The sequence below is a fragment of the Pseudoalteromonas piscicida genome (assembly GCF_000238315.3).
Taxonomy (GTDB): Bacteria; Pseudomonadota; Gammaproteobacteria; order Enterobacterales; family Alteromonadaceae; genus Pseudoalteromonas; species Pseudoalteromonas piscicida.
This window is the reverse complement of sequence record NZ_CP011924.1, coordinates 3,350,245-3,376,919: the sequence shown is the minus strand read 5'-3', so window position 1 is coordinate 3,376,919 and position 26,675 is coordinate 3,350,245. Positions and strand designations below refer to the sequence as shown.

Sequence of the window (26,675 nt, the reverse complement as noted above, 5' to 3'; positions counted from 1 at the left end):
AAAAAGCCTGCACATTGCTGCGCAGGCTTTTCATTACGATTTTGCGATTAAATACGCTTTCTCGTAGGTATGCATTTTTTCGTAGGCGAGCTGAGCTTGCTTACTCCAGCGCGCTTCCCAAGGGTTAGCGCTTAAAGAATCAAAGATCTTCGCAGCAAGCTCATAGTCCCCCTCAGCATTGCAAAGGCAAGCCAATGAGAACAGCAGCTCCTTGTCATCTGGATGCTTTTTCAATTGCTGCTGCAGTGCTAATTTGAGTTCATTACTACTTTGCGTGCTGTGTTGCAGATAGTCGGCCAGCTGGTGATATTGACCTTGTTTGAGCAGCTTCTTGAGCTCCCCCAACACTTCCGCTATGCGCCCCTGTTGCAGCTTTACCTTATTAAGGGCTGGTATTGCATGCGCTTTTACTGCCTTAGGTAGCATATTGAACAAAGTATCTGCTTGCTCTGGGGCTATCACAAACATGCGCTCGAACACACTCTGCCACTGTGTATCACTCCAGTTGAGCTTTTTGTGCCACTTCGCGATTTGTGCAGCGGCCAGCTCGGGTTGCTTAGCCTGTAGGCAAGCTAAAATGTAACCGCTAAGCACCGCTGAAGTTGGTTTAGCCGCAGACATTTTATCATCAAGTAAAGCCAACGCCTGTTCACTATTATTTGCCTCTAGCCATAGTGCCGCAAGCTGCCCTTGGTTGTCATCTGATATAGCTTCTAGCTCCGTATTCGCTTTGACAACATCTCCTTGTTTTAACGCCGCTTTGGCTGCGATGGCACGCACATAGTCTTGGCGTTCATCCGGCTGCGGCGTTTTCGTCAACAAGGTTGCGGCTTGTTCCACTTCGCCGTTAATAAATAGCCACAAACTTTCGTTCCATGCTTGTTGCGCTTTTAGTTTACGCTTTCTGGAAAAATGACCTTTCGTATTGACTAGACGATGCCACGACCAACGCACTACCTTACCTAACAACACTAAAGCGGTGATGGCAAGCAACAACAAGATAGTGAAAGACACTATGCTGCCTTCAATCGTGGTTTGATTGAAAGAGATCAACACATAGCCTTTCTCATCAATGAGCAAATGACTGGCGGCTAGCGCGATAAAGATAAGCGTAAAGGTGATGATTTTTGCCATCATTTTAGCCACCCTTTTACTGCTGCTGGGGTGGCAAGCTCAATCGACTCTTGGCGCTGAACTTCACTGCGGCTCAGCTTGTTTAAAGCCTGCTGCATCGCGTTCACAGGCGCGTGTTGCGTATCAAAATAACGCGCCAACGTGTCGGCTGCACTATCAAGCGCACTGAAGTAAATGCTCGCTTGTTGATCTACTAATGCGGTTTGTGCTTGAGTTAAATAAGCACGCAGCTGCGTGCGTATAAGCAGCTGCTCGTTTTTATCTAGGAGTGGGTCTATCACTACTTCATCATGGTGACGTATGGTAATAAAGTCATCAACCAATCCCTGCCAAGAGCGCTTTAAGTTCGCTTGCCAATCATCAACCTGTTGCGATAGCGCAGCATCTTCACTCGCTGCTTTTTGCGGAATTTGCTTAGTTTTGATCGTTAGCGTATCAACTTGAGACAATAAACCATGAAGCTCAAAGTAAAGTGACTCCGTTTGCGGCTTAGGCAAGGCCTTCAAAGCGGCAATGTCTTTAGCAATCGCCTGCTTAACAGCTGCCGTGTTGGACTCAGACTCTAAGCTCTCTTGCAAGCGCTGCAGGATAGCAATTGCGCCAAGATAATCTTGCTCTGCCGCCACCTTAAATGCAGCAAGGCGCTGTAAATACAATGCCTCAGAGGCCACTGCACCGCTTACTTGCTGCTGCGCCTTGGCAAGCGTCTGCGTTAACTGGGTTTCCACATGTTGCTGCTGCTCAGCCAATCGCTTTGCGACATTGTCTTGCAGCGAATCAAGCACATTTTCTACTCGTTGAAGTTGCGACTTAGCACCACTCAGCTGCGTGTTTAATAGCTGATTTTCAGCGTTAATCGCTTGGTTAGCCAGCAACGCTTGTTGCAACTGTTGTTGCTGTTGCAAATAAACATAGCCAGCACCAGCGCCACTACCCAGTGCCACTAATAATGCAAGGAGCGCAACCTTACTCACACCAGCCTTCGCGTGATGTGGCGTTACGGTTTGCTCTACTGCTTTTGCAGCTTGCTGGGTATTTGTATTCTTTGTTTGCGATTCAGACTGAGTCATTTTGCGCCCTTGCTGCTTGGTATAGTCGATGATACTCCCTGCGATGGCACGATTATCAGGGCCATTACATACCACAATTTGAGACTGTTCGATGTTATAGGATTGCTGTACATGCTCAGCAATACGTTGGCTCACAACAAAGAAAGTGCGCTGAGCCAACCAATCTTTACTTGCTGACGACTGCGTATTAAAAATCGCATCCGCTGCACTATTACTGGTAATGACTATACCTTCAATCTGCTGGCTTCGCCAGTGGTCTAACCAGCCATCTGCATTGTCTTTTACGGCAACGCGTTCATAAACCACCAGACTGTCAAGGATGGCACCTCGCGCTTTTAAAGTTTGCGCAATGACGGGACGCCCGCCTTTCCCTTTGACCAACAATACACGCTTGCCCTCCACAGAGGACAGCTGCGGGAGTCCAAGCAAGCCTTCGGAATCAGGTTGTTTAGGGTATTTAGCCTTGATACTTAGGGTCTGCTGGATAGCATCGGCCGTGCCTTCACCAACAGCAAAAGCTGCGCAATGTCCGGCTAATGGAACTTCTAGTTGGTGAAAGTATCGCACCGCATCCGGCGAGACAAAAATTGCTAACTCGGCTTCGCTTATCATTGCTTTAGCGGTGTCACTCACTGCCACTTCGTTAAGCTGTAATACTGGGCAAATCACTGAGCTAATTTGCTGCTGTGTCAGTAACTCAGATAAAGACTCTGATTTGCCAACGGGTCGAGTTAGCACAACTTTCATTTAAGCGTCCCTATAAACCTCAGCAAGAATTTTATCTGCACCTTGCGCAAGTAAAGATTCTGCCAATTGAATTCCAAGTTGCTCAGCCTCTGCAACCGTACCTGAGCATTCGCCGCGCAAGATTTCGCTGCCATCGACAGCACCCACTAAGCCGCGCAAGTGCACCTGATCGCCCGAGACTTCTGCGTAAGCGCCGATTGGAACCTGACACCCTCCTTCCAAACGGCGGTTCATTGCACGCTCGGCAAGTACACGAATACGTGTATCAGTGTGTTCCAGTGGTGCGAGGAATGCTTTGGTTTGAGCATCATCGCTACGACATTCGATGCCGACAGCACCTTGACCATTGGCCGGTAATGAATCTTCTGGTTCAATATAACTTGCGATTCTATCCACCATTTCTAAGCGGATAAGTCCCGCGGCGGCCAAAATAATGGCATCAAACTCACCCGCATCTAGCTTAGCTAGGCGAGTATTCACATTGCCACGTAAATCCTTAATGAATAAGTCTGGGCGCGCTGCTCGAATTTGACATTGGCGACGCAGGCTTGATGTGCCAACCACAGCGCCCTCAGGCAACTCTACCAGTGAAGTATAAGTATTAGACACAAACGCGTCTCTTGGGTCTTCACGTTCACAAATAGTATGCAGCTCGAGCCCTTCAGGGAAATCAACAGGTACATCTTTCATTGAGTGCACTGCAATATCTGCGCGCCCTTCTAACATGGCCTGCTCAAGCTCTTTGACGAACAACCCTTTACCGCCAATTTTTGCCAGTGGCGTATCTAAGATCTTATCGCCTTTAGTCGACATCGGCACGAGCTCTACTTTTAGATTAGCATGGTGTTTTTCAAGCTCTGCCTTAACAAATTCGGCTTGCCATAGCGCCAAAGCACTTTTGCGCGTTGCAATACGTAATATGGAAACTTGTTCTGTCATGATTTGCCTTTCATTTATTGCAGCGTTATTGCCACTGCAAAGAGTTAACTGTGTGGTGATGGCAGTCAGTCGCAAGCTGCCATACACGATACTGCGAGTAAGATTATTGCTGACTATTATCCACAATGCGGAACGTCTTTTGGGCAAGCAGTTGCCCAGACTGCGTCACCACCTCAACACGCCAATCCCCGGTTTGACTCGGCATGACGTTCTTACTTGAATAAGTACGGTAGCGCGCGGCTTGGATCGGCAGCTCCACTTCTGCCATCAGCTCGTCTTGATGAAACCACAGGTGCGACACCACTTGATCTTGAAGCGCGTGTACTTCAGTGAAAAAGTAAAGCTTGTCACTAAACTGAGTGGTCGCAATTACGTCTTTCAACACGTTCGTTGGTTCGCGATCGTCAATCATAGTAGTGAGTACAGCACGACTGATAAATTGCGTGTCGATTTTTGCCCCTAGCGCGACACTGGCTATACGCGCTTCAGCATCAAATTGATTTTTAGCTTCAGCCCTTGTTTCTGTTTCTGTTTCTGTTTCTGTTTCTGTTTCTGTTTCTGTTTCTGTTTCTGTTTCTGTTTCTGTTTCTGTTTCTGTTTCTGTTTCTGTTTCTGTTTCTGTTTCTGTTTCTGTTTCTGTTTCTGTTTCTGTTTCTGTTTCTGTTTCTGTTTCTGTTTCTGTTTCTGTTTCTGTTTCTGTTTCTGTTTCTGTTTCTGTTTCTGTTTCTGTTTCTGTTTCTGTTTCTGTTTCTGTTTCTGTTTCTGTTTCTGTTTCTGTTTCTGTTTCTGTTTCTGTTTCTGTTTCTGTTTCTGTTTCTGTTTCTGTTTCTGTTTCTGTTTCTGTTTCTGTTTCTGTTTCTGTTTCTGTTTCTGTTTCTGTTTCTGTTTCTGTTTCTGTTTCTGTTTCTGTTTCTGTTTCTGTTTCTGTTTCTGTTTCTGTTTCTGTTTCTGTTTCTGTTTCTGTTTCTGTTTCTGTTTCTGTTTCTGTTTCTGTTTCTGTTTCTGTTTCTGTTTCTGTTTCTGTTTCTGTTTCTGTTTCTGTTTCTGTTTCTGTTTCTGTTTCTGTTTCTGTTTCTGTTTCTGTTTCTGTTTCTGTTTCTGTTTCTGTTTCTGTTTCTGTTTCTGTTTCTGTTTCTGTTTCTTCAGAAGCTTGTTGCTGTTCCTGGTCTAACGCAATGACTTGAGCGACCTCTATTGAGGTCGTCGCGGCACCAGCAGGAGTGAGTTCGGGTGTCGTTAAAACGCTATCGGCTGAGGTATCCGCACTTAGCTGCTCACCCTCATGTTCCTCATTAGAGACTACTGATGCAGGAGAATCATTCAGCGATGTATCGGTTTTCGCTATGGTGGCATGTATAGGTACTGCCACTTGGACATCGTCTTCGTCTGCGTTGACGTTATCCACGACACCATAAACACCCGCGGTTGCAATGCCAGCAAATGCTGCCGTTGCCATAAAAATGCGTTTCCAGTGCCATTGATAGGTCACCGCTGAGGGCTCTGAGGGTTGCTTACTCACCGACGTTTTTATGACAATCTTTTGTGACATTGCTTTGCTCCTGTATCTGTCACCAGTACCTTATACCACTTAATATTAATCGCTCAGTCTCGTTATTAACCAAGCGCGAATGGCTTTTAACTCTTCAAGACAGACCTGATGCTCCATTGGGTAGTCTTGCCAGCTCACTTCATAGCCTTGCTGTTGTAACGTGTTAAATGCGTGCTCACCTGCAAACATCGGCACGACAGGATCAGCACTGCCATGCGCCATAAAAATAGTGAGCTCGCTTTGCTGTGCTTCTGCGCTGAGCTTTTCAGGCACACACATATAAGTTGATAGTGCCATGACACCGGCCAATTTAACAGTTAAACGCGGTGCAAGATGGAGCGCAATCACTCCCCCTTGAGAAAAACCAGCTAGGATAATACGGTTAGCTGGAATACCTTTATCTAACTGTGCCTGAATTAACGCTTCGACCTGAGCTGATGAGTCTCGCACACCTTGCTCATCCGCTCTTTTATCCAGATCAAATGATTTAATGTCATACCAAGCACGCATCACCATGCCACCATTTATGGTGACCGGCTGCTGTGGTGCATGTGGGAAAATAAAGTGTGCACCCAATTCGTCAGGCAGGTTTAACTCAGAGGCAATCGGTAAAAAGCCGTTACCTGAATCGCCTAAACCATGGAGCCAAATAATACTCGCTTTATGTCGTCCTTTGGCAGGATAATCTACAAATTCCAACATTAATCGTGCTGCCACTCTATTGCGATATTTGCCTGTTTAGTCGCCGCGTCGCTCATAAACTGCCAAAACTCAGCACCTGAGCGATTATCAATCCACTGATCGCCACGCAACTCAAAGTGATGACCATTAAACTTAGTCGCCACCCAGACTTGGTGCAACGGTGCTTGTTTGTTGATAACAATTTTGCTCTTGTCAGGGAAAATAATCTCTAGAATTCCCGATGCTGATTCGTAATCTAAATCAGCGTCACAATCATCGATCTGCTCTTCAATAGTCAACATTAGCGCATCGGCTAACTCATGATATTCACTTTCTGTCATCGTGATTTCCTCTTACTGACGCACTGCGGCATGGTGCCTAAGCTTAACTCGCTATTTGAGCAATTTGATGAAGACGAAATTTCAATAGCGAAAAGCTGCTTTTTTTATCAATTCTGTTACTCTGCGATTATAAAGGCACTGACACGAATTATCTAATGAAAGCGACACCTTATAAATTTAGCGTAACGGCACTTGTTTTTACTACTTTAATCGGATTATCGGGTTGCGGTCAAAGCGGTCCGCTTTATTTGCCTGAACAACAGGCTAAAAAATCAAACCAACCGAAAGCAGCACAAGCAAAGCAGCCTGAAGCAGAACAACAGGAGCGTTAAAATGGATTATTTCAATTATCAAAATGGCGAGCTATTCGCTGAAGATGTCGCCATAACCACAATCGCCGAGCAATATGGCACTCCCTGCTATGTCTACTCGAAGAAGACTTTAGCGCGGCATTATCACGCTTTTACGGATGCCGCAGCCGGTCATCCCCACTTGGTGTGCTACGCAGTAAAGGCGAATTCAAATATTGCCGTGTTGAACGTCTTGGCTCAGCTTGGCTCTGGCTTTGATATCGTGTCGAAGGGCGAACTTGCGCGAGTGCTAAAAGCAGGGGGAGATCCCCAAAAAGTCGTTTTTTCTGGTGTTGCGAAAACGGAAGATGAAATCGCGTTTGCGCTTGAGACTGGTATTAAATGCTTTAATGTTGAGTCGATTGCAGAGCTTCATCGGATCAGTGAAGTGGCAACCAGACTAGATAAGATTGCGCCAATTTCATTGCGTGTAAACCCAGATATCGATGCAAAAACTCACCCTTATATTTCAACTGGGTTAAAAGAGAACAAATTTGGTATTGATATCAAAGCCGCATTTGATGTTTACCAACTCGCTTATGCCCTACCGGGTTTAAAAGTGGTTGGGATCGACTTCCACATCGGCTCTCAGTTGGTTGAGGTTAATCCATTTTTAGCGGCGTTAGATAAAGTGCTGGCGCTAATTTCTCAACTTGAAAAAGCGGGAATTTACTTGCATCACCTCGATATCGGTGGCGGTCTTGGCGTGCCTTATGACGGTGAAAAACCGCCGCATCCGAGTGCTTACGCTGCAGAGATTAAAGCACGATTGGCGCAGTTCAATGATCTAGAACTCATTTTTGAGCCTGGTAGAGCGATTGCCGCCAATGCCGGTGTGCTGGTGACTAAAGTCGAATTTATTAAGCCAACCGAGCATAAGCATTTTGCCATTGTTGATGCCGGCATGAACGACATGTTACGACCATCGCTTTATCAGGCTTGGCAAAATATCGTACCAGTCACACCGCGAGACGACGTTGACGCGATAAATTACGACGTGGTTGGTCCAGTATGTGAAACGGGTGATTTTCTAGGTAAAGACCGAGTACTTAAAATTAAGGCGGGCGACTTATTAGTACAGCGTAGTGCAGGCGCTTATGGCTTTACCATGAGTTCAAATTACAACTCACGCCCCCGCTGTGCAGAAGTCATGGTTGATAACAACCAACACCATCTAATCCGCCAAAGAGAGCCGTTAGAATCTCTGTGGCAATTTGAGCAACTACTGCCACAATAATCCGACTTGGATACGTCCTAGGGATGCAAAACAAGGCTTAATGCCAAGCAGCTTCCCTAGCCGAGGTATCCATGGCAAAGTATTAGCAAAGTGAGGCCATGGTTTTATACCAAAAGATAACCACTCTATGTTTATAAACTTTTCAAAAATGCATGGTTTAGGCAACGACTTTGTGGTGATAGATAATGTCACCCAAAATGTGTTTTTGTCTCGAGACCAAATTAAGAAGTTAGCCGATCGCCACTTTGGAATTGGCTTTGATCAGCTGTTGATGGTTGAAGCGCCTTATTCCCCGGACTTAGATTTTCATTATCGTATTTTCAATGCCGATGGTAACGAAGTTGAGCAATGTGGTAACGGTGCTCGCTGTTTTGCTCGTTTTGTGCGCATGAAGGGCTTAACGAACAAACACAAGGTTTGTGTCTCTACAAAGGGCGGCAATATCACCCTTTATACCGAAAAAGACGGCCAAGTTACCGTGAATATGGGCAAACCGAACTTTAACCCACAAGCCATTCCGTTTCGTGCAAACAAACAAGAAAACACCTATATTTTAAGAGCCGACGAACATACGGTGTTTTGTAGCACGGTTTCTATGGGCAATCCTCATGGCGTGATTATTGTCGATAGTGTAGAAACCGCTGAGGTAGCTACACTCGGACCACTCCTTGAACACCATGAACGTTTCCCACAAAAGGCCAATATTGGCTTTATGGAAGTAGTGTCTCGTGAATACGTTAAGCTACGTGTTTGGGAGCGCGGCGCTGGCGAAACGCTTGCATGTGGTACTGGTGCATGTGCCGCCGTAGTTGCAGGCATAATGCAAGGCAAGTTAGAAGAAACCGTTAGGGTCGACCTACCAGGTGGTAGTCTTCAGGTGCGTTGGGGCGGTCAAGGTCAAGTAGTGAAAATGACCGGACCGGCGGAGCATGTTTTTGATGGGCAAATCGCAATATGACCATAAAAGAAGCAAATTCAACTGAACAATTAGTCATTGAGTACCTGCGCAAGCATCCTGATTTTTTGCTCAGACACCCTTATGTGCTATTGGATTTGCAGCTACACCACCAGCAGCAAGGGCTCCCAAACCTTGCTTTGCACCAACAGCGGATGCTCCGCGAGGAAGTCAACTCACTACAGCAACAGATAGAAGACATGGTCCATTATGCAAAAGCCAACGAGCTGGTTTTCAAGCAATTGAGTGAATGCCAATTGGCTATCATGCGTTGTACTGAGTTGAGTGCTATCAATCATACGTTAACACAGCGCTTTGAGGACCACCCGGACATCCAAGCATGTAAACTCATCAACATCGATGACACGCTTTTGGAACTAGTGTCAACTAAACTGAGCGGTAACAACAGCTACTTAGGACGCCTCAGTCAGTCACAAGCTGAACTCTTGTTTGCCGATATTGAAGTGGGCTCGGTAGCACTTTACCGCGTTGATGCGTCGGACAAAGGTCGCTTTATTCTGGCCTTTGCCAGCCGCTCACCAGAACACTTTTCGCCACAACATGACAATATGTTGATCACGGCTTTTATTCAAACATTATCGCTTAAGCTCGAAGCGCTGGCATGAGCCTAACACCACTATCGGAAGACTGGACGCAACCAGTAACCGCCTTTATGGCGCACTTGCGCCACGAAAAGCACTACTCCGAACATACGCTAACCCAATACAAAACTCAGCTTATCCAAGCAGCGCAGTACTTTTGTGAACACGCCCCCTCTTGGCTTGAAGTCAGTGGCGAGCAAATCCGCCGCTACAGCATGAAGCTTCGCGGTCAAAATTACAGCCCAAGAACCATAAACCTTAAACTCAGTTGTATTCGGAGCTTATATAAATTTCTTAAGCTCAAGTCACAATCGCAACAGGCTGTCATCAATCCCGCGCAAGGGATCCGAGGGCCTAAGTTTCAAAAACCACTCCCAAAGAACCTTGATGTTGACCAAATGGGTCAACTTCTCGAAATTCAGGCAGATGATGCGCTTGCCATTCGTGACAAAGCCATGATGGAATTAATGTATTCCAGTGGTTTGCGATTAAGCGAATTGGTTGGTGCAAACCTATTGGATGTCAAAGATGGTGAAATACGCGTGCTTGGTAAAGGCGGCAAGGAGCGTGTTGTGCCTGTCGGCGGCAAAGCGCTAAACGCGCTAGCTGATTGGCTCAAAATAAGGTCGCAATTTGCAACGTTGGAAGAACCTGCGCTTTTTGTGAGCAAATTAAAGCGCCGGATCAGCCCTCGCCATGTCCGCGCAAGAATGAAAGAATGGGGTCTAAAGCAAGGGGTTAGTACACCTATTCATCCCCATAAACTGAGGCACTCGTTCGCCAGCCACATGCTAGAATCCAGTGGTGACTTGCGCGCGGTACAAGAAATGCTTGGCCATGCCAGCTTATCCGCCACTCAGGTCTACACCCATTTAGATTTTCAACATTTAGCAAAAGTGTATGATAGCGCTCACCCAAGAGCGAAAAAGCAAAAAGACGAGTAACAATGCGATTCAATAAGCCCATTTCAGACATTGCCGCCATCAGTTTTGATTTAGACGATACGTTATACGACAACAAGCCTGTTATCATTGCGGCCGTTAACGCCATGACAGCGCACCTGAATACTATTCCCGAGTGGCAAGCGAAAGGGGGATCATTTTGGTCTCAGTGTCGAAACGAAGCGCTCAAACAAAACGGTGCGCTTGCAGAAGATGTGACAAAGTGGCGTCAAGTGGCACTTGAGTGGGGCTTTTCTGCACTGGGGTTTGATGCCGTAACAAGTAAACAGCACGCACTACGTGCCTACCAAGCCTTTGCCGATGCTCGCAGTAATATCATGGTCAGCGACGCCGTCATCAACCTGCTGGCTCAGTTACGCAGTCAATATCACATCATTGCCATCACCAATGGTAATGTCGAGATAGATAAATTTAATCTTCGCGATAGTTTTGATTTAGTGCTTCGCGCCGGAATTGATGGCCGCGCCAAGCCTCATCCAGAGCTTTACCAGCTTGCCTGTCAGCATTTTAACCTTAAACCACATCAACTTTTGCATGTTGGCGATAGCTTAGATACCGATGTGCAAGGAGCACACCGTGCCGGCTGCCCCAGTGTTTGGCTTCGCAATCAATTTGCGCCATACCAGTACAAAGGATTGGCCAATGTGGAAATCGATGACATACAAATGTTAAAAAAGATGATGTAATGTTTCCTTTCATGCGGTTGCATTCAGTGCTTGAATAACGTACTAATATTGACTTCCAAAAAACGATAATAATGGAAGTGAAATATGTCATCACAGGATACAACAAGTGATACAGGCTTTTTTGGTCATCCAAAAGGCCTGCAAACTTTGTTTCTCACCGAGATGTGGGAACGAATGAGTTATTATGGCATGCGTGCCATGTTAGTACTTTTCATGACGGCCACCTTACAGCAAGAAGGTCTTGGCTTCACCGTTGCCTCCGCCGCCGCAATATATGGCCTCTATACTGGCTCGGTTTATTTCTTAGGTCTACCGGGAGGTTGGATAGCAGACCGTTTATTGGGTGGCCAACGTGCGGTTTGGTACGGCGGCATTATCATCATGTGCGGCCACATCATTCTTGCCATCCCAAGTCAATTTTCCTTTTTTGTTGGCCTTATCTTTGTTGCCAGTGGGACAGGTTTATTAAAACCCAATATTAGCGCTATGGTTGGCCAGCTTTATAACGATGAAGATAACCGCCGCGATAGTGGCTACGCGATTTACTATATGGGGATCAATCTAGGGTCTGTGATCGGCTATGCGGTATGTGGTTACTTTATGGAAAACGTTGGTTGGCACTGGGCTTTTGGTGCAGCCGCGGTAGGCATGGCAATCGGTTTAGTCAATTATCGCCTAACAGACAAACACATCGCTACCGTTGGCAATGCGCCAACCAACCCAATGACGGGTAGTCAAAGTGCTAAAGCTTGGGGTGCGATAGCTTTAGTCATTGCGGTTGTTGCAGCAATAACGGCAACGGCATTTGCAGGTGTTTTTGTGATTAATCCTGTAGAACTCGCAAAATATGTCGCGATTGCTTTTACTGTTACATTCTTTTTGTATTACGGTTATATCTATTTTGGCGGTAATCTTGATGCCGATGAAAAGCGCCGGATGTGGGCACTCTTTTTGGTTTGCGTTGCGTCCACCTGTTTTTGGTCTGGTTTTGAACAAGCAGGCTCATCGCTTAATCTATTTGCCCGCGATTACACCGACAGATTAATCGGCAGTTTTAGTATTCCAACCGCTTGGTTCCAATCAGCCAACGCTTTTTTCATTATCGTGTTATCCCCTTTCTTTGCTGCACTTTGGATTAACTTGGCTAAGCGCATGATCACGCCAACCTATAGCGTAAAATGTGCGATTGGCCTTATCATCATGGCGAGCGGATTTATTGTAATGTTTTTCGCTTCTCAATATGCAGCCCAAGGCCTACAAGTAGCACCAATGTGGTTGATCACCACTTACTTTCTGCACACCGTGGGTGAGCTTTGTTTAAGCCCAGTGGCGTTGAGCGCAGTAAGTAAGTTATCTCCCAAACGTTTTGCTGGGCAAATGATGGGGGTTTTCGTACTCACTTAATCAATTGGTAATATCTTCTCGGGTCTGCTCGCTGGTAGCTTTGATCCTAATAATATCGAAGACTTACCAAATCTATACCTACAAATTGCGCTATTTACTATCGGTATTGGTGTATTTGTCGGTGTACTTGGTCTAAAAACCAAGCATTGGGAAAAGCAATCTGAAAAGCCGCTGACAGAGCAAACGGCTTAAACGAATTGGAGATGTAGGAGTGATGACTTCTACATCTTAAATTCAGCTGAAATCGGCACGCCCATTACCGCTTGGTGTCTATATCAACAAAAACACATACGGTTCAATAAACTTTTATTATTCATTTCTGTAGCTCGATTCCTTGTACAAAATAGGGTTACACAATACAAATCTGTAGTTTTTCGTCCAACTTTGCTACTGTACTTGCTCTTTTAAAAAGGATGCTGTTTTCTATGTCTAAAGTCATGATCACTGGTGCAACGGGCTTACTTGGCCGCGCACTTTGCCAAGAGCTAAGTAGTACCCACGAGATTTTAGGATGTGGCTTTAGCCGAGCAGCCGCGCCACTTCACAAACTTGACTTGGCTGACCACAATTCGGTTTTAGATTTCTTAGATAATCACAGCCCAGAGGTACTGATTCACGCAGCAGCAGAGCGTAGGCCAGAGCAATGTGAGCGAGATCAAGCGGCCACGCTTGCGCTCAATGTTGCGGCAACCGAGTTCTTAGCCCAAGCCTGCCGCGAAAGAGATATTCGATTTTTCTTTATTAGTACTGACTATGTGTTTGACGGCACCTCAGCACCTTATGTTGAAACGGATATCACTAATCCTGTGAACTTCTACGGCCAAACCAAGCAAGCTGCGGAACGTGCCATACTGGCGGATAGCGCATTACACACCATAGTACGAGTGCCAGTATTATACGGCGAGGTAAAAACGCTGGAAGAATCTGCGGTAACCGTTATTGCAAAACAGCTGTTAGCCAACCCCGCTTCCAGTCACGATCATTGGGCCATTCGCTACCCCACCCACGTCAATGATATTGCGCTAACGCTCAAAGATGTTATCGCACAGCCTAGTCTTAGTGGGATTATTCATATCAGTGGCAATCAAGCATTAACTAAGTATGAAATGGCGCTGGTCATGTCACAGGCTTTGCAGCTACCGACGCAAGATCTCGTGCCGCTGAACCAACCGAGCGACGATGCCACAAGACCACAAAATTGTGCTCTAAAAGACACCAGATTGATTAACATGGGGATCGCTCACCACCGCGATTTTGCAACCGCGGTGAGTGAAGTACTCACAAAACACAGATAACGCTTAAAACAGGTTATTACGACCGAAGGGCACTTCTAGTGTATTGTCATTGGCTGAAACTGGGTGCCCTACCATCTCGTCATAAGCGCTTTGATGCCTAATCACCATTTCTATGTAGCTAATATCAAGCAGGCGTTTTTGAATTTGCAGCGGGTTATGTGCTTTTAAAAACTCGCCATTTTCTTCCGTGACATAATATTCCACATTATTAATAAGCACACTGACTTGATAAAGCGCTAAATCAATGGAATGCACTATTACCTTTTGCAGCGGTTGATGTTGTTTTAACTTTGAAAACGCAATGGCCATTGATATTCCCCATACATAGATCCAAACAGTCTGTTGCCCTACAATACGTGCTGTTATCTCTTTTTGATCATGTGAATGTCTATGTCCTATCCGATGCGTTTGGCCAAATATCTCAGCCACTGCGGTGTTTGCTCTAGGCGACAAGCGTCTCGCTTAATTGATAGCGCAAGAGTGACCGTAAATGGCCGCTTGGCCAATCACATAGATCACATCAATTTGACCGATTGCATTATGGTCGATGGTGAACCGGTCGCGCCGCCGCAAGCGAGAAGACTTTTTGTTTACCATAAACCTGTTGGTATAGACTGCAAAGTGAATCCAGATGACCCTGCCAGTATCTACCATGTACTTCCAGAGTCGTGTCGTGTGTATCCGATAGGTCGGCTAGACAAAGACAGTCGAGGCTTACTACTACTTACCAATGATGGGGCACTGTGTCAGCAGTTAATCCACCCTGACCATCATCAAGAGAAAGAATATGAGGTGCAAGTTGACAAGCCTCTGGACCCAGATTTTTGCCTTAAAATGGCAGCCGGCGTGCCAGTGAAGGGCCAAATAACCCCCCCTGTACCGTTGAGCAAATCGCACATGACCGCTTTAGAATAGTGTTACGACAAGGCCTCAATCGCCAGATAAGAAGAATGGCACATCACTGTGGTTATCGGGTTATCGATTTATATCGAGTGCGTATCGCAAACTTAGCATTGGCACAGTTGGAGGTTAACTCTGCTGAAGTGAAAGAGATTTCAGCAGAGTTAATTAAATTAGCCTAAGTGTAGAGTCACGCAAAGGACGACTATACACCACACACCACAATAATGGCGATAGCACAGCCGAGCCCTAGCGCCCATACGATGGAGCGCAGCACGTCAATATTCGCCCAATACAGCACACAATATAATGCTCGAGCGACAATATGGCCTATGGCTAGCCATTCGACTAGAGAAGTGTAGGTTTGGGTGCCAAACGCAACGGCTAAGGCGACAGCAAACACGGATAATGACTCAAAACAGTTTTGATGCGCGGCCAGCGCTCTTGCCCCCAGCCCAGTCAGTTTCTTTTGCTGTTCACGCGGGTGCTTGTTGTCATAGCCCCCTTCTTTGTTCATCGCCACTGCCACAGGAATTTTGGCAAAATAAGGTAGTAAGATGGCAAGAATTGCACAGATAATTAGTATACCCACAAGATACTCCTTCAACCTTTTGATTATTCAACTCAGTAGAGCAGAATAGCGTTAAAAAGAAAAGCCATAAGTGAATACGTAATACCCTAGCCTATGGCCCAATCTTGTAGCATCGACGTCAATCATATCGTGATACTGAAAATTGAACATGTGGCAAATTGTCGCAGTACGCCAACCACAAGAGTGCTTCTGTAGCACCTTGAATACACATTGAATTATTTTCACTATCACGATAATTCATTTATTCAGACTCGCTCCTATCCGGTATGCTGATACACATTCGAGCATTGTAGAGTCACCTCTCATGTGGATTTTGTTCACCTTACTAGCTGCTTTTTCTCAGGCTTGGCGAAATGCTTTTCAAAGCAAATTGAGTGAAAGCGCCTCCACAGCCAGCGTCACCCTCGCAAGATTTATTTTAGCCAGCCCACTTGCGGGGTTATATCTTTGGAGCCTTTACCAGATTGCTCCCGCAGAGCCGCTCGCCATTAACGATGACTTTTTAGCCTTTGTGCTGGGTGCCAGTATCATGCAGATCATCGCGACGGGGTTAATGGTGGTGCTGTTTAAGCAAAATAATTACGCCATAGGCGCTGGACTTGCGAAGAGCGAGGCACTCGTGGCGGCGATTTTGGGCGTACTCTTTTTTGGCTCAAGCTTAACTTTACTCGGTTGGTTTGGTGTCTTTATCGGCGCCATCGCGGTGTTGTTATTGAGCGGTTTTAGCCTACGTGCTTTCAATGGTAAAACTGCACTAGTGGGACTTGCCTGTGGAACAAGCTTCGCGCTTACTTCTCTTTGGGTGCGTGAAGCCAGTATCGCATCGGGCCTACCTTTTCCTCACAGTGCAGCATGGGTGCTACTGTTGGTGCTGGTTTGCCAAACTGTGATGCTGAGTATGTATATGACGATACGAGAACCACACTCTTGGCGGGTACTTTGGCAACGTCGCAAACTGACAGTAGCAATTAGTGTCAGCAGCTGTATCGGTTCTATAGGTTGGTTTAGCGCAATGAGCCTTGAGCATGTAGCTTACGTGAAAACACTCGGCCAAATCGAAGTGTTTTTTACTTTGCTTATCTCATTCTTATGGCTCAAAGCGCCGGTGAAGAAGCGCGACTCAATGGGACTCTTACTCATCGCCATCGCGGCGATTTTGGTTATGCTAACTTAAGTACCACAACCCCACTGATGATAAATAATACGCCCAAGTAGCGCATAAAACTACTTGGGTCACCGTAAAAGAAGATACCCACTAAGAATGTGCCTGCCGCGCCAATACCCGTCCACACGGCATACGAGGTACCCAATGGAATTTGCTTTTGCGCCAGCCATAGCATCCAGCCGCTCAAGGCCATAAAACCAACGGCTATCACTATGCCTAACCAACGAGTATCGGCTTGTTGCGCCATTTTCAGACCAACGGGCCAACCTATTTCAAACAGGCCAGCCATAATTAAATAAACCCACGCCATACTATTTTTGTTTCAACTCCACGGAATACAGGTCTTTTCTTCGGTCTCGTAAATTACGCACCGTCCCTTCACTATGCAATATTTTGAGTTTATCTAAGTCTAAGTCACTAAATAACAGCATTTCCGTATTTGGTGTTGCTTCGTTGAGCGCGGCATCATGAGGAAAAGCAAAGTCCGATGGCGTCAACACCGCTGACTGCGCGTACTGTACATCTAGGCTTTCTACCTGAGGTAAGTTGCCAACACTGCCTGCAATAACGACGTAGCATTCGTTTTCAACCGCACGGGCCTGTGCACAGTGCCTTACCCTTAAGTAGCTGTTTTTCGTATCAGTCCAAAATGGTACAAACAAAATATCCAGCCCTTTTTCAGCCATGATCCGCGATAACTCTGGAAACTCCACGTCGTAGCATACTTGGATCCCTACTCGGCCCGCGTCCGTATCGAACACCTCTATTTTATCACCGCCTTTGATAACCCAATCGTAGTCTTCGTGAGGGGTGATATGAATTTTACGTTGTTCATCCACTTTGCCAGAGCGGTGACATAAGTAACTGACGTTATAGAGCTTGTCGCCCTCAAGTAGCGGCATAGAGCCCGTGATAATATTGGCATTGTACTCGATCGCCATTTGCGACATAGCGGCTCTAAACTGCTCGGTATACGTTGCCAATGCACGAATAGCTTCGGTCTGATTTCTATAGCTTCCGAGCCCCATTAGTGGCGCGTTGAAGAATTCAGGGAACAGGATAAAGTCACTTTGGTAATCCGAGACCGTGTCCACGAAATACTCAACCTGCTTCATTAACTCCTCTACCGATTCCACCCGGCGCATCTGCCACTGCACGGCCCCCACTCTGACGATGGTTTTCTTACTTTCGATCACGGTATCGGTAGGCTCGAAGAGAATGTTATTCCACTCAAGTAGGGTCGCATAGCCTTCTGAGTCCTGATCTTCCGGCAGATATTGTTTAAGCAGTCGCTTTACTTGGAAGTCGTTGGCAAGTTGGAAGCTTAGAATGGGGTCGTGTAATTCTTTATGATCGACTTTGTTTATATATTCCATTGGCGACATACTGCCACGGAATTGCTTATAAAGCGGGATACGACCTAAACCCACGCCATACTATTTTTGTTTCAACTCCACGGAATACAGGTCTTTTCTTCGGTCTCGTAAATTACGCACCGTCCCTTCACTATGCAATATTTTGAGTTTATCTAAGTCTAAGTCACTAAATAACAGCATTTCCGTATTTGGTGTTGCTTCGTTGAGCGCGGCATCATGAGGAAAAGCAAAGTCCGATGGCGTCAACACCGCTGACTGCGCGTACTGTACATCTAGGCTTTCTACCTGAGGTAAGTTGCCAACACTGCCTGCAATAACGACGTAGCATTCGTTTTCAACCGCACGGGCCTGTGCACAGTGCCTTACCCTTAAGTAGCTGTTTTTCGTATCAGTCCAAAATGGTACAAACAAAATATCCAGCCCTTTTTCAGCCATGATCCGCGATAACTCTGGAAACTCCACGTCGTAGCATACTTGGATCCCTACTCGGCCCGCGTCCGTATCGAACACCTCTATTTTATCACCGCCTTTGATAACCCAATCGTAGTCTTCGTGAGGGGTGATATGAATTTTACGTTGTTCATCCACTTTGCCAGAGCGGTGACATAAGTAACTGACGTTATAGAGCTTGTCGCCCTCAAGTAGCGGCATAGAGCCCGTGATAATATTGGCATTGTACTCGATCGCCATTTGCGACATAGCGGCTCTAAACTGCTCGGTATACGTTGCCAATGCACGAATAGCTTCGGTCTGATTTCTATAGCTTCCGAGCCCCATTAGTGGCGCGTTGAAGAATTCAGGGAACAGGATAAAGTCACTTTGGTAATCCGAGACCGTGTCCACGAAATACTCAACCTGCTTCATTAACTCCTCTACCGATTCCACCCGGCGCATCTGCCACTGCACGGCCCCCACTCTGACGATGGTTTTCTTACTTTCGATCACGGTATCGGTAGGCTCGAAGAGAATGTTATTCCACTCAAGTAGGGTCGCATAGCCTTCTGAGTCCTGATCTTCCGGCAGATATTGTTTAAGCAGTCGCTTTACTTGGAAGTCGTTGGCAAGTTGGAAGCTTAGAATGGGGTCGTGTAATTCTTTATGATCGACTTTGTTTATATATTCCATTGGCGACATACTGCCACGGAATTGCTTATAAAGCGGGATACGACCACCTGCTAAAATCGCACGTAAGTTGTACTGACGACAAAGCTCTTTACGGGCATCATACAGTCGTCGACCAAGACGTAGACCACGATGGCTTTTGGCTATCACTACGTCCAGCCCGTACAGCGCATCTGCATTACTATCACTAAAAATTCGGCTATGCGCGTCGACAATGTCTTCATAGGTATGCGGGTTAGAAAAGGTTTGATAGTCAACTTGAACACTCAGCGCAATACCGACAAGACGCTCACCGTCTTTGACACCGATCTGTCCCTCAGGAAACTGGTCAATCAACCTAAATATCGTATGACTAGGCCACGCACCACCGAGATCAGGGTAGGCTTCATCCATTAAAGATTTAACCTGATCGTAGTCAGACTTTTCTAGGTTACATAGCGTGATCCGCGCTTTTTCTACAGACATATCAACTCCAAAGCTTTTATTATCTACCTATCTCTCACTCTACTACAGCGAACCTTGCTGGATGCTGAGCGAATAACCAGAGCTTAGGTCAAATAGACGGCAAATCACAATAGAGCTTCTATACTTATTTTATTGTGAATACCACAAGAGCTTACGTTTGACTAAATACCACCCTTATAGCAAACCAGACCAAGTAGAAGCATTAAAATTTGCATTATTACGACGCGTGGCCGCGTATTGCATGTGGTTACACGCCGGCCTCATTGTTGTCTTTTGGCATTTAGAGGTGAACATGCTTGCTTTGGTAAACGTGGGTAGTGTACTGATGTGGTACGCTGGCATTAAACTCATTGATGCGAGTAAACCCTCTATTGCACTGCGGGTTTTCTGCCTTGAAGTCGCCATACATGCGACGCTGGTGTGTGCCTATCTCGGCATGTCACTTGGATTTCAGTACTATCTCTGGACAGTGTCTTGCCTCATACTGCTAGATTACCAACTCAGATTACGTAATGCCGTAATTTATTCCGTTGTGTTAATCACGCTATTCGCAGTCTTAGAATTATTGTTTGGTGATATTGCCTATCAATATCGCTATCAACAGTTAATTCCCTATGTGCATTTTGCCAATGTGCTCATATGTGGTATTCCGATGATCTACACGATCAGCCACATACGTAAAATGACGGTGCAACAAAGAGACAAATTAGAAGAGCTCGCTGCACACGACCCGCTCACACAAATGTTCAACCGTCGCTATGCGCGCGAGTTAATCACCCATGCTAAAGAAAACTGTATCTCTACTCACTCTCCTTTATGTTTGGTAATGGCGGATATCGACCACTTTAAAAAAATCAATGACACCTTTGGCCATGACAAAGGAGATCAAATTTTAAAAAGTGTGGCCGAAACAATCAAAGCACATATTCACCCTGCAGACATTGCAGTTCGTTGGGGTGGTGAAGAATTTTTAATCGTGCTGGCGCCTTGTTCAATTGGAGAAGCAATACAGCGCATGGAAAAATTACGACGAGCCGTAGAGACCACCAGTTTTGAAAACGACATTCTTAAAGTCACTATGAGTTTTGGCGTTGCAAATTGGGATCCTAGCCAAACTTTTGAGGTCGTCATTCAACACGCGGATGCCGCACTTTACGACAGCAAACATTCAGGTCGGAACCGTGTTACCGCTGCACCGATTTTGCGTGTATCGGAGGGTGTAAGTTAACCCTTCCGATACGTCCAGTGCAAAGCATTACTTAGGTGAAATGACTATCTGGTGAGTTAATTCACCAGGTAGCAAGGGGGTATTCTCCCCTTCGGCATAATCAGCAAATCCAGACCGATAAAACGGCGATAACGGATGTCCACTTTGGCCACCAGCAACCGTTAAAATTGCATTTTGTAAATGACCCGGTTGTGCGATAAAGCGCTGCGATGCGCCGAAAGATTTACCCTGCACCGCAGGCATAAAGGTATCACCAAAAGCTTGTGCGGTTGGCATATCTAACAAACCACTCAGCATTGGCATTTGTTTTGAAAAAGGATGCTGCACCTTAAGTGCATTGACATCCCCCCAGCGCCAAGCAGCCATATTACTGCCATATCTTTCGCTAAGTTGCTGCTTGGCAAGCTTGTAAGCAGCCAACTCTAACTCAACCCAAGAGCCATGCTCGCCCAACCAGCTATTTGGCTGCTCGGTTAAGAGCTGCCAGAGTCCGGGTTCAAGATAACGCTTAACCGGCTTTAGCGACAATTTTTGCGTGTTTAAGTGCTGCTCCAAGGGTGCGAAAAGAGTGTCGATCAGTGCATTGCGGTAGGCTTTCACTAAGGTGTAACCGACTGAATCGGCACACGCACAGCCCTGCCAGTCATTAAGGAGCGAAATATCATTTTCAAAAGATGCGGAATGTTGGTTTTGCAATAGGGATACTAAGTGCTCGTGCCACGGCGCTAAAAACTTAGCGCGATTGTCCAATTGCAGCTGATAGAAATCCGCTTCCGTAAACTGCTGCTGAGCTAAAAGTCCATCGCGGATCTGCACGGCACGTGCACCTAACGCATAGCCGCCATCACCAAACCTTTGATTATCTGCAACTGAAACCACGCGAGAGTTAGCCGTCCACAATTTACCGTTTTCAGGGTTTTGCACAACCGGGCGAACTTGTTCGTTGTTCTGCCACGCTTGCTCATATTGCTCTGTATTCAACGCCGTGTTATGAGTCATTTTACGTGCAGGAATAGCCCCCATCGGCGTCCAAGCAGCTGCTCCTTTACTGTCTACCACCATCAAATTTTGTACAGGGATCCCTACCTTTTTGGCATGCTCTGTTGCTTGCTGAACTTCGGTTAAGCACTCAAGTTGCACAAGCTCTAGGTTTACGGCATAGGGTTGATGAGCAACCCAACTCAGCGCTAGCTTCTTATCTCCAAGTTGTTTAACGGGACCAAATGTACTCATTTCTAATTGATAGGTATGACTTTTGCCATCAGGCAATTTAATTTCTTCAGCAATGAACTGCGTCTTGGTGTCTGCGTCAAGCTCAATCCAATCGGCTGTATCTAAATAACCATTGGTGAATCCCCACGCTATGCGATTATTGCTTCCAACCACAATGGCTGGAGCGCCTGGTAACGACACCCCAGTTACCTGAATTGCATGGCCCTGATCCTGATAATTAAGCTGGGCACGATACCAAATTGACGGCACATTTAAGCCAAGGTGCATATCGTCGGATAACATTGCCGATCCTGTCTTTGTAAGCGCACCATTTACGGCCCAATTATTACTGCCGTAAAGCGGCACATCAGCAATATGTGATGGCTGAGCTTGCACGATTTGTTGCTGTAATGCAGGAATAGTAACTGGCGATGCCGTAAGTACACTGTTATCCAAAGCAGCCTGATATTGACTAGGCTGCAAGATAAAATCGAGCATATCTTGACCATATTGCTGCTTAAGCGCAATTAGGGTTTCATCGCGCTCATAAGTACCTGCTTGCAAGTCTAGATACATGCTAAAAATAGTGAGTAAGCTGTCTTCTGGCTGCCATGGTGCAGGAGTTGCACCTAGAAGCAGGTATTCAAAACTGGTGAAGCCAGATTGTACTCGCCCATCGTTCACCCCTTGTGTATAACGCTCAAGGATTTGTCTATGCGCTTCAGGTAAGGACATCACGATAAGCTTTGCTCGTTTTCTGAATTGATGGAAACGCATGCTTTCATCAAGGCCAATGGCCGCCGAGCCAAATAACTCACTCAATTCACCTGCGGCATTGCGACGCAGCAGATCCATTTGAAAAAAACGGTCCTGACCATGTGCAAAACCCAATCCATACGACGCATCTGCTCGGGTGTCAGCCGACACCACAGCTTGCCCCATGGCATCGCGTGCTACCGTTACTGTATTATCGATCTCCGATGTACTACCTTTACCATCCAGTGCGGGCAAACTTAGCGCAAGTAAGCCATATATACTTGCAGTACCAAGCAATACCAGTAACAGCAGAGCGACAACAATTCGTTTAATCCAAGTAAGCATGACCATCCCTTAACAATGTATCTAGCGCTAATTTATGCCTAGAAGATATAGCATGTCATTGGCTAATAAACCAATATTCTCGACTTTGTCACAGTTATAAGACAATCAAGTTAAAGCATTTTATTTTGGTTAATTAGATTTCGCTTTGCGAGGACTGAACTATAGTTAAATCATCGTCTTCAACACAGAAGCACCATGATCTCTGAACTATCGACATCACCACTTAAATTTCGCTTTGTGAAATATAGCTTCTGGCTTTTGCTAGTCGTGATCATCGCAGTGGCATGGTATGTTGATCAAGTAAACTATCGCCGCTTAATCGCGATAGAAAAAAGCCGCTCGACCGAGGAAGTGAATGTCTACCGCACTAAAATAGAAGGTATTCTGGCAAAAAATGTACAACTTGTCAGAGGGCTAGGCGTTGCCCTTTCTGGTCAATCCGAGCTCTCTCAAGCTCGCTTCGAACAGCTCGCAAAACCCCTATTCGATAGTAGCCAAATCCTTCGTAATATCGGAGCAGCTCCAGATATGCGGCTCGACTATATTTACCCATTGAAGGGCAATGAAAAAGCCATAGGCTTGGACTACCAAACCCATCCGACGCAAAAATACGGCGCATTACTCGCCAAAGAAAGTCGCGAAATCGTGATGGCAGGTCCACTGGAGTTGCTGCAAGGAGGCACAGGTTTAATCGCAAGAGTTCCCGTTTACACAGACAAAACTCATTTCTGGGGTTTACTCTCTGTCGTGCTCGATATGGATAGTCTGTATCAACAAGCAGACTTTACCGCATTAGAAAGTCAATATCTGATCGCGATTCAAGGCGTTGATGGTAAAGGCCAAGACGGAGATTACTTTTATGGCAATAGTAATATTCATTCGCTTGCCCCCATCGCATTTAGTGTCAACGTGCCCTCAGGTGAATGGGAACTCTACGCTGTGCCTCGCATTGGTTGGCAACCAGCGGCAACTGCAGTGTGGCCTTTTCGCTTAGCTATCATCGCGTTGATTATCATCTTTATTGCCGCATTTATCTTCATCACTCGACTGCTATCGCAACTGCAACGTAATGCTTTGTCACTGACCAATATGGGCATACTCGCAGAAGTTGGTGCATGGGAAATTAACGTCAAAACACGCGATATTATTTGGTCGGACGTCACTCGTAGCATTTTCTGCGTACCGAGACAATTTCAGCCCACTTGGATGAATACAACAGAGTTTTTCAAAGCAGGTTTGCACAGAAAGCGTTTGCAAGACTGTGTTGATGAACTTATAAAAACAGGACATGAGTTCGAAGAAGAATTTATTATCCAAACTCAAAATCTGGATGACTTATGGGTGCTAGTGAAAGCACGCTCTATTCGCAGTGGCAAACGCACTAGCCACATTTTTGGTTCCATTCAAAACATCCATAAACGCAAAATCATGGAAATGGAACATGATAAATTCGCCAAAAATAATGAGCTCCTTGCCCATTTGAGCTCTCACGAAGCCATCTTAAATAACCATCTCAACAAAGCACTCACACTCTGTGCAGATACCTGTAGAAAAGGAGTGGAGGTGAATAAAGTGAGTATTTGGCAATTTAATGAGGATAAAAACCAGCTGATCCCAGTGTGTTTTTCAAATGCAGCGATGGATAACTTAGAGCACTTTCCTCCTTGGCGAAAAGCAATAGCGCCGGCATTCTTTAGTGAAATTGAGAGTGGCCAAATAATTGCGGCGGAACAAGCTGAAAACCACCCTGCAACAATGGCTCTCACCACAACGTACCTTGAGCCTTTTGAAATTAAGGCGATGCTTTGCTGCCCTATCAGTCATAAAAACCAATCCCTAGGCGTTCTTTGTGCAGAGTACGATGTTGTAAGTCCAGTTTGGGGTCAAAGCGATCTCCGTTTAATGAAATCTATCGCCGCCATATTAGGAAGCCTTTTTATTAATAAAGCCCATCAAAAGGCAAAAAATCAAGCCATCATTGATAAAGACTTAGCAGAACAATCCGCTAAAATGAAAGCAGAGTTTTTAGCCAGTATGAGTCATGAAATACGCACTCCACTCAATGGCGTAATGGGCATGGTTGAGCTTGTAATGCACTCACAACTCACTTCGACCCAACACCACCAGCTCTCTTTGGCACATAGTTCAGCGAAATCCTTGCTCACCATCATTAATGACATTCTCGACTTTTCCAAAATTGAGGCTGGTAAGCTAACGATAGAATTTGTTGAGTTCGATCTTATCGAAATGCTAAGCAATATGCTGTCAGCGTTTGTGCGCGCCGCTGATGCCAACAATAACCGGCTACATATCGATTTATCGGGCATGAAAGTCCATACCGCGCAAACGGATCCAAATCGCCTCAAACAAATCCTTAATAATTTGCTAAGCAATGCGATTAAGTTCACCCATGATGGTTCAGTGACATTAAGCTGCCATACCGAACAAACGGGCGATCAAACTCGGTTATGGTGCAGTGTAGAAGATACCGGTATTGGTATTTCAAAAGAAAAGCTCAATAAAGTTTTTGATTCATTTACCCAAGCAGATTTATCAACCACTCGACAATATGGTGGTACTGGGCTTGGTCTCACCATTGCAAAGCAATTGTCTCAGTTGCTCGGTGGTGACCTACAAGCATTTAGTAAAGAACACGTTGGCAGCACGTTTTCCTGTAATGTACTACTAACAGCAGCTAAACCCATTACCGTACATGAAAAGTCTGATAACTCAACGTTATATATATTAAGCGAAATCAATGAAGACTACGGTAAACTACTGAAGCCTTGGCATATCACGTGCTTACACGTGCAGCAACTTGATATGCTCATGACACAACTGCAACAACCGTCCTCACATCTTGCTGTTATTTTGGATGCCAAATTACTCAATGCCGCCCCGCGGAAAAAGCAACAAGCCCTCAAAACGCAGCTAACACAACAACAGATCGTTCATGTGCTTGCCGTTGAAGAACAAAGTAGCGAAACGCTCTCGCTATTTTCCTCTTGCGAGCGGGTGTACTATCCCATCACGCCATATGCAGCACTTCAGGTGTTCAACTCTGATTATCAAGACCCAGACAAGCCGAAATCAGTCAAAACCAACTCACAGGTCAGTGCTGATCCTCTGTTAGCATGCTCAATCTTATTGGTGGAAGATAATCGGATAAACCAAACCGTTGCGATGACGATGTTAGAGCGTTTAGGTGCAAAAGTAGTCTGCCAAGAAAATGGCGAGTTAGCACTTACACACTTACAATCAACTAACAAACCTTACGATGTAATTCTAATGGATTGTCAAATGCCAGTAATGGACGGTTATCAGGCAGCACAGCAGATCCGCCAAGGTGTTGCCGGAAAAATCCATCAGCATAGCGTGATCGTTGCACTCACCGCCAACGCGATGCAAGGTGATAGAGAAAAATGCCTTGATGCTGGAATGGATGATTACCTCACCAAACCCATTGACTTTGATGAGCTAAAAGCCAAACTTCTGCAAATAAAACCGCAGCAAACAATGCAAGCACCTTCGTCTACGGCCCAACAAAGTTAGCTCGCACACT

22 protein-coding genes and 2 pseudogenes are annotated in these 26,675 nt (G+C 45.8%); 12 read left to right on the top strand and 12 right to left on the bottom strand.

The window, feature by feature from the left end:
• Positions 1-33 precede the first annotated feature (33 nt).
• The 6 genes from PPIS_RS15515 to cyaY all read right to left on the bottom strand — a co-directional run bounded on the left by PPIS_RS15515 (position 34) and on the right by cyaY (position 6,461).
• On the bottom strand, positions 34-1,137 hold the full coding sequence (locus PPIS_RS15515) for a heme biosynthesis HemY N-terminal domain-containing protein (RefSeq protein WP_010378149.1): 1,104 nt from the start codon (positions 1,135-1,137) through the stop codon (positions 34-36).
• Entirely contained in the window at positions 1,134-2,951 is a 1,818-nt protein-coding gene (locus PPIS_RS15510) for a uroporphyrinogen-III C-methyltransferase (RefSeq protein WP_010378146.1), read from the bottom strand. The genes PPIS_RS15515 and PPIS_RS15510 overlap by 4 nt, the downstream gene beginning before the upstream one ends.
• The gene (hemC, locus tag PPIS_RS15505; RefSeq protein ID WP_010378145.1) at positions 2,952-3,890 is read right to left on the bottom strand and encodes a hydroxymethylbilane synthase; all 939 of its coding nucleotides are present in this window, start codon (positions 3,888-3,890) and stop codon (positions 2,952-2,954) included.
• Between the two features lie 103 nt (positions 3,891-3,993).
• The gene (locus PPIS_RS24915) at positions 3,994-5,439 is read right to left on the bottom strand and encodes a DUF2914 domain-containing protein (protein ID WP_145957335.1); all 1,446 of its coding nucleotides are present in this window, start codon (positions 5,437-5,439) and stop codon (positions 3,994-3,996) included.
• Positions 5,440-5,484: 45 nt separating this feature from the next.
• Positions 5,485-6,141: an alpha/beta hydrolase gene (locus tag PPIS_RS15475; RefSeq protein ID WP_010378143.1), complete on the bottom strand. Its 657-nt coding sequence runs from the start codon at positions 6,139-6,141 to the stop codon at positions 5,485-5,487.
• Positions 6,141-6,461 (bottom strand): iron donor protein CyaY, encoded by a 321-nt coding sequence (gene cyaY / locus PPIS_RS15470; RefSeq protein ID WP_010378141.1) that lies wholly within the window; start codon positions 6,459-6,461, stop codon positions 6,141-6,143. Before cyaY ends, PPIS_RS15475 begins: the two co-directional genes overlap by 1 nt.
• Before the next feature lie 155 nt (positions 6,462-6,616).
• Between cyaY and lptM the strand changes: the two genes are divergently transcribed.
• From lptM to PPIS_RS15430, 8 genes are all read left to right on the top strand, one after another.
• Entirely contained in the window at positions 6,617-6,793 is a 177-nt protein-coding gene (gene lptM / locus PPIS_RS15465; protein ID WP_010378139.1) for an LPS translocon maturation chaperone LptM, read from the top strand.
• A 1-nt stretch (position 6,794) separates the two neighbouring features.
• Positions 6,795-8,048: a diaminopimelate decarboxylase gene (gene lysA, locus PPIS_RS15460; RefSeq protein ID WP_010378137.1), complete on the top strand. Its 1,254-nt coding sequence runs from the start codon at positions 6,795-6,797 to the stop codon at positions 8,046-8,048.
• A 127-nt stretch (positions 8,049-8,175) separates the two neighbouring features.
• Positions 8,176-9,006 carry a diaminopimelate epimerase gene (gene dapF / locus PPIS_RS15455; RefSeq protein WP_010378136.1) on the top strand — a complete coding sequence of 277 codons (831 nt, stop codon included), beginning with the start codon at positions 8,176-8,178 and terminating at the stop codon, positions 9,004-9,006.
• Positions 9,003-9,629 carry a DUF484 family protein gene (locus PPIS_RS15450; RefSeq protein WP_010378135.1) on the top strand — a complete coding sequence of 209 codons (627 nt, stop codon included), beginning with the start codon at positions 9,003-9,005 and terminating at the stop codon, positions 9,627-9,629. Before dapF ends, PPIS_RS15450 begins: the two co-directional genes overlap by 4 nt.
• The gene (locus PPIS_RS15445) at positions 9,626-10,549 is read left to right on the top strand and encodes a tyrosine recombinase XerC (protein WP_010378134.1); all 924 of its coding nucleotides are present in this window, start codon (positions 9,626-9,628) and stop codon (positions 10,547-10,549) included. The genes PPIS_RS15450 and PPIS_RS15445 overlap by 4 nt, the downstream gene beginning before the upstream one ends.
• Before the next feature lie 2 nt (positions 10,550-10,551).
• Positions 10,552-11,253: an HAD-IA family hydrolase gene (locus tag PPIS_RS15440; protein WP_010378133.1), complete on the top strand. Its 702-nt coding sequence runs from the start codon at positions 10,552-10,554 to the stop codon at positions 11,251-11,253.
• A gap of 84 nt (positions 11,254-11,337) precedes the next feature.
• Positions 11,338-12,657, top strand: coding sequence for a peptide MFS transporter (locus PPIS_RS15435; protein WP_010378130.1), 1,320 nt, complete (start codon positions 11,338-11,340; stop codon positions 12,655-12,657).
• Between the two features lie 425 nt (positions 12,658-13,082).
• Entirely contained in the window at positions 13,083-13,952 is an 870-nt protein-coding gene (locus tag PPIS_RS15430; protein WP_010378129.1) for a dTDP-4-dehydrorhamnose reductase family protein, read from the top strand.
• A gap of 3 nt (positions 13,953-13,955) precedes the next feature.
• Here the strand turns inward: PPIS_RS15430 and PPIS_RS15425 are convergent, their stop codons facing one another.
• The gene (locus PPIS_RS15425) at positions 13,956-14,261 is read right to left on the bottom strand and encodes a DUF6482 family protein (RefSeq protein WP_010378127.1); all 306 of its coding nucleotides are present in this window, start codon (positions 14,259-14,261) and stop codon (positions 13,956-13,958) included.
• 81 nt (positions 14,262-14,342) lie between these two features.
• On the opposite strand from PPIS_RS15425, the pseudogene PPIS_RS15420 reads away from it, so the two are divergent.
• Positions 14,343-15,034: pseudogene (locus tag PPIS_RS15420) on the top strand (pseudouridine synthase).
• 23 nt (positions 15,035-15,057) lie between these two features.
• Here the strand turns inward: PPIS_RS15420 and PPIS_RS15415 are convergent.
• The gene (locus PPIS_RS15415) at positions 15,058-15,444 is read right to left on the bottom strand and encodes an MAPEG family protein (RefSeq protein ID WP_010378123.1); all 387 of its coding nucleotides are present in this window, start codon (positions 15,442-15,444) and stop codon (positions 15,058-15,060) included.
• A gap of 304 nt (positions 15,445-15,748) precedes the next feature.
• Between PPIS_RS15415 and PPIS_RS15410 the strand changes: the two genes are divergently transcribed.
• Positions 15,749-16,618, top strand: coding sequence for a DMT family transporter (locus PPIS_RS15410; protein ID WP_010378122.1), 870 nt, complete (start codon positions 15,749-15,751; stop codon positions 16,616-16,618).
• On the opposite strand, the gene PPIS_RS15405 is transcribed toward PPIS_RS15410, so the two are convergent.
• The 3 genes and pseudogenes from PPIS_RS15405 to PPIS_RS15395 all read right to left on the bottom strand — a co-directional run bounded on the left by PPIS_RS15405 (position 16,605) and on the right by PPIS_RS15395 (position 19,572).
• Positions 16,605-16,919 carry a DMT family transporter gene (locus tag PPIS_RS15405; RefSeq protein ID WP_010378121.1) on the bottom strand — a complete coding sequence of 105 codons (315 nt, stop codon included), beginning with the start codon at positions 16,917-16,919 and terminating at the stop codon, positions 16,605-16,607. The two genes, PPIS_RS15410 and PPIS_RS15405, sit on opposite strands and share 14 nt — an antisense overlap.
• Before the next feature lies 1 nt (position 16,920).
• Positions 16,921-18,030: pseudogene (locus tag PPIS_RS15400) on the bottom strand (carbon-nitrogen hydrolase family protein); the annotation flags it as partial.
• 15 nt (positions 18,031-18,045) lie between these two features.
• The gene (locus PPIS_RS15395) at positions 18,046-19,572 is read right to left on the bottom strand and encodes a carbon-nitrogen hydrolase family protein (protein WP_010378119.1); all 1,527 of its coding nucleotides are present in this window, start codon (positions 19,570-19,572) and stop codon (positions 18,046-18,048) included.
• A gap of 157 nt (positions 19,573-19,729) precedes the next feature.
• Between PPIS_RS15395 and PPIS_RS15390 the strand changes: the two genes are divergently transcribed.
• Complete coding sequence (locus tag PPIS_RS15390) at positions 19,730-20,800, top strand: GGDEF domain-containing protein (protein WP_010378117.1); 1,071 nt, start codon at positions 19,730-19,732, stop codon at positions 20,798-20,800.
• Positions 20,801-20,827: 27 nt separating this feature from the next.
• Here the strand turns inward: PPIS_RS15390 and PPIS_RS15385 are convergent, their stop codons facing one another.
• Positions 20,828-23,113 (bottom strand): penicillin acylase family protein, encoded by a 2,286-nt coding sequence (locus PPIS_RS15385; RefSeq protein ID WP_010378115.1) that lies wholly within the window; start codon positions 23,111-23,113, stop codon positions 20,828-20,830.
• Positions 23,114-23,308: 195 nt separating this feature from the next.
• On the opposite strand from PPIS_RS15385, the gene PPIS_RS15380 reads away from it, so the two are divergent.
• Positions 23,309-26,665 (top strand): ATP-binding protein, encoded by a 3,357-nt coding sequence (locus PPIS_RS15380; protein WP_010378113.1) that lies wholly within the window; start codon positions 23,309-23,311, stop codon positions 26,663-26,665.
• Positions 26,666-26,675 lie beyond the last annotated feature (10 nt).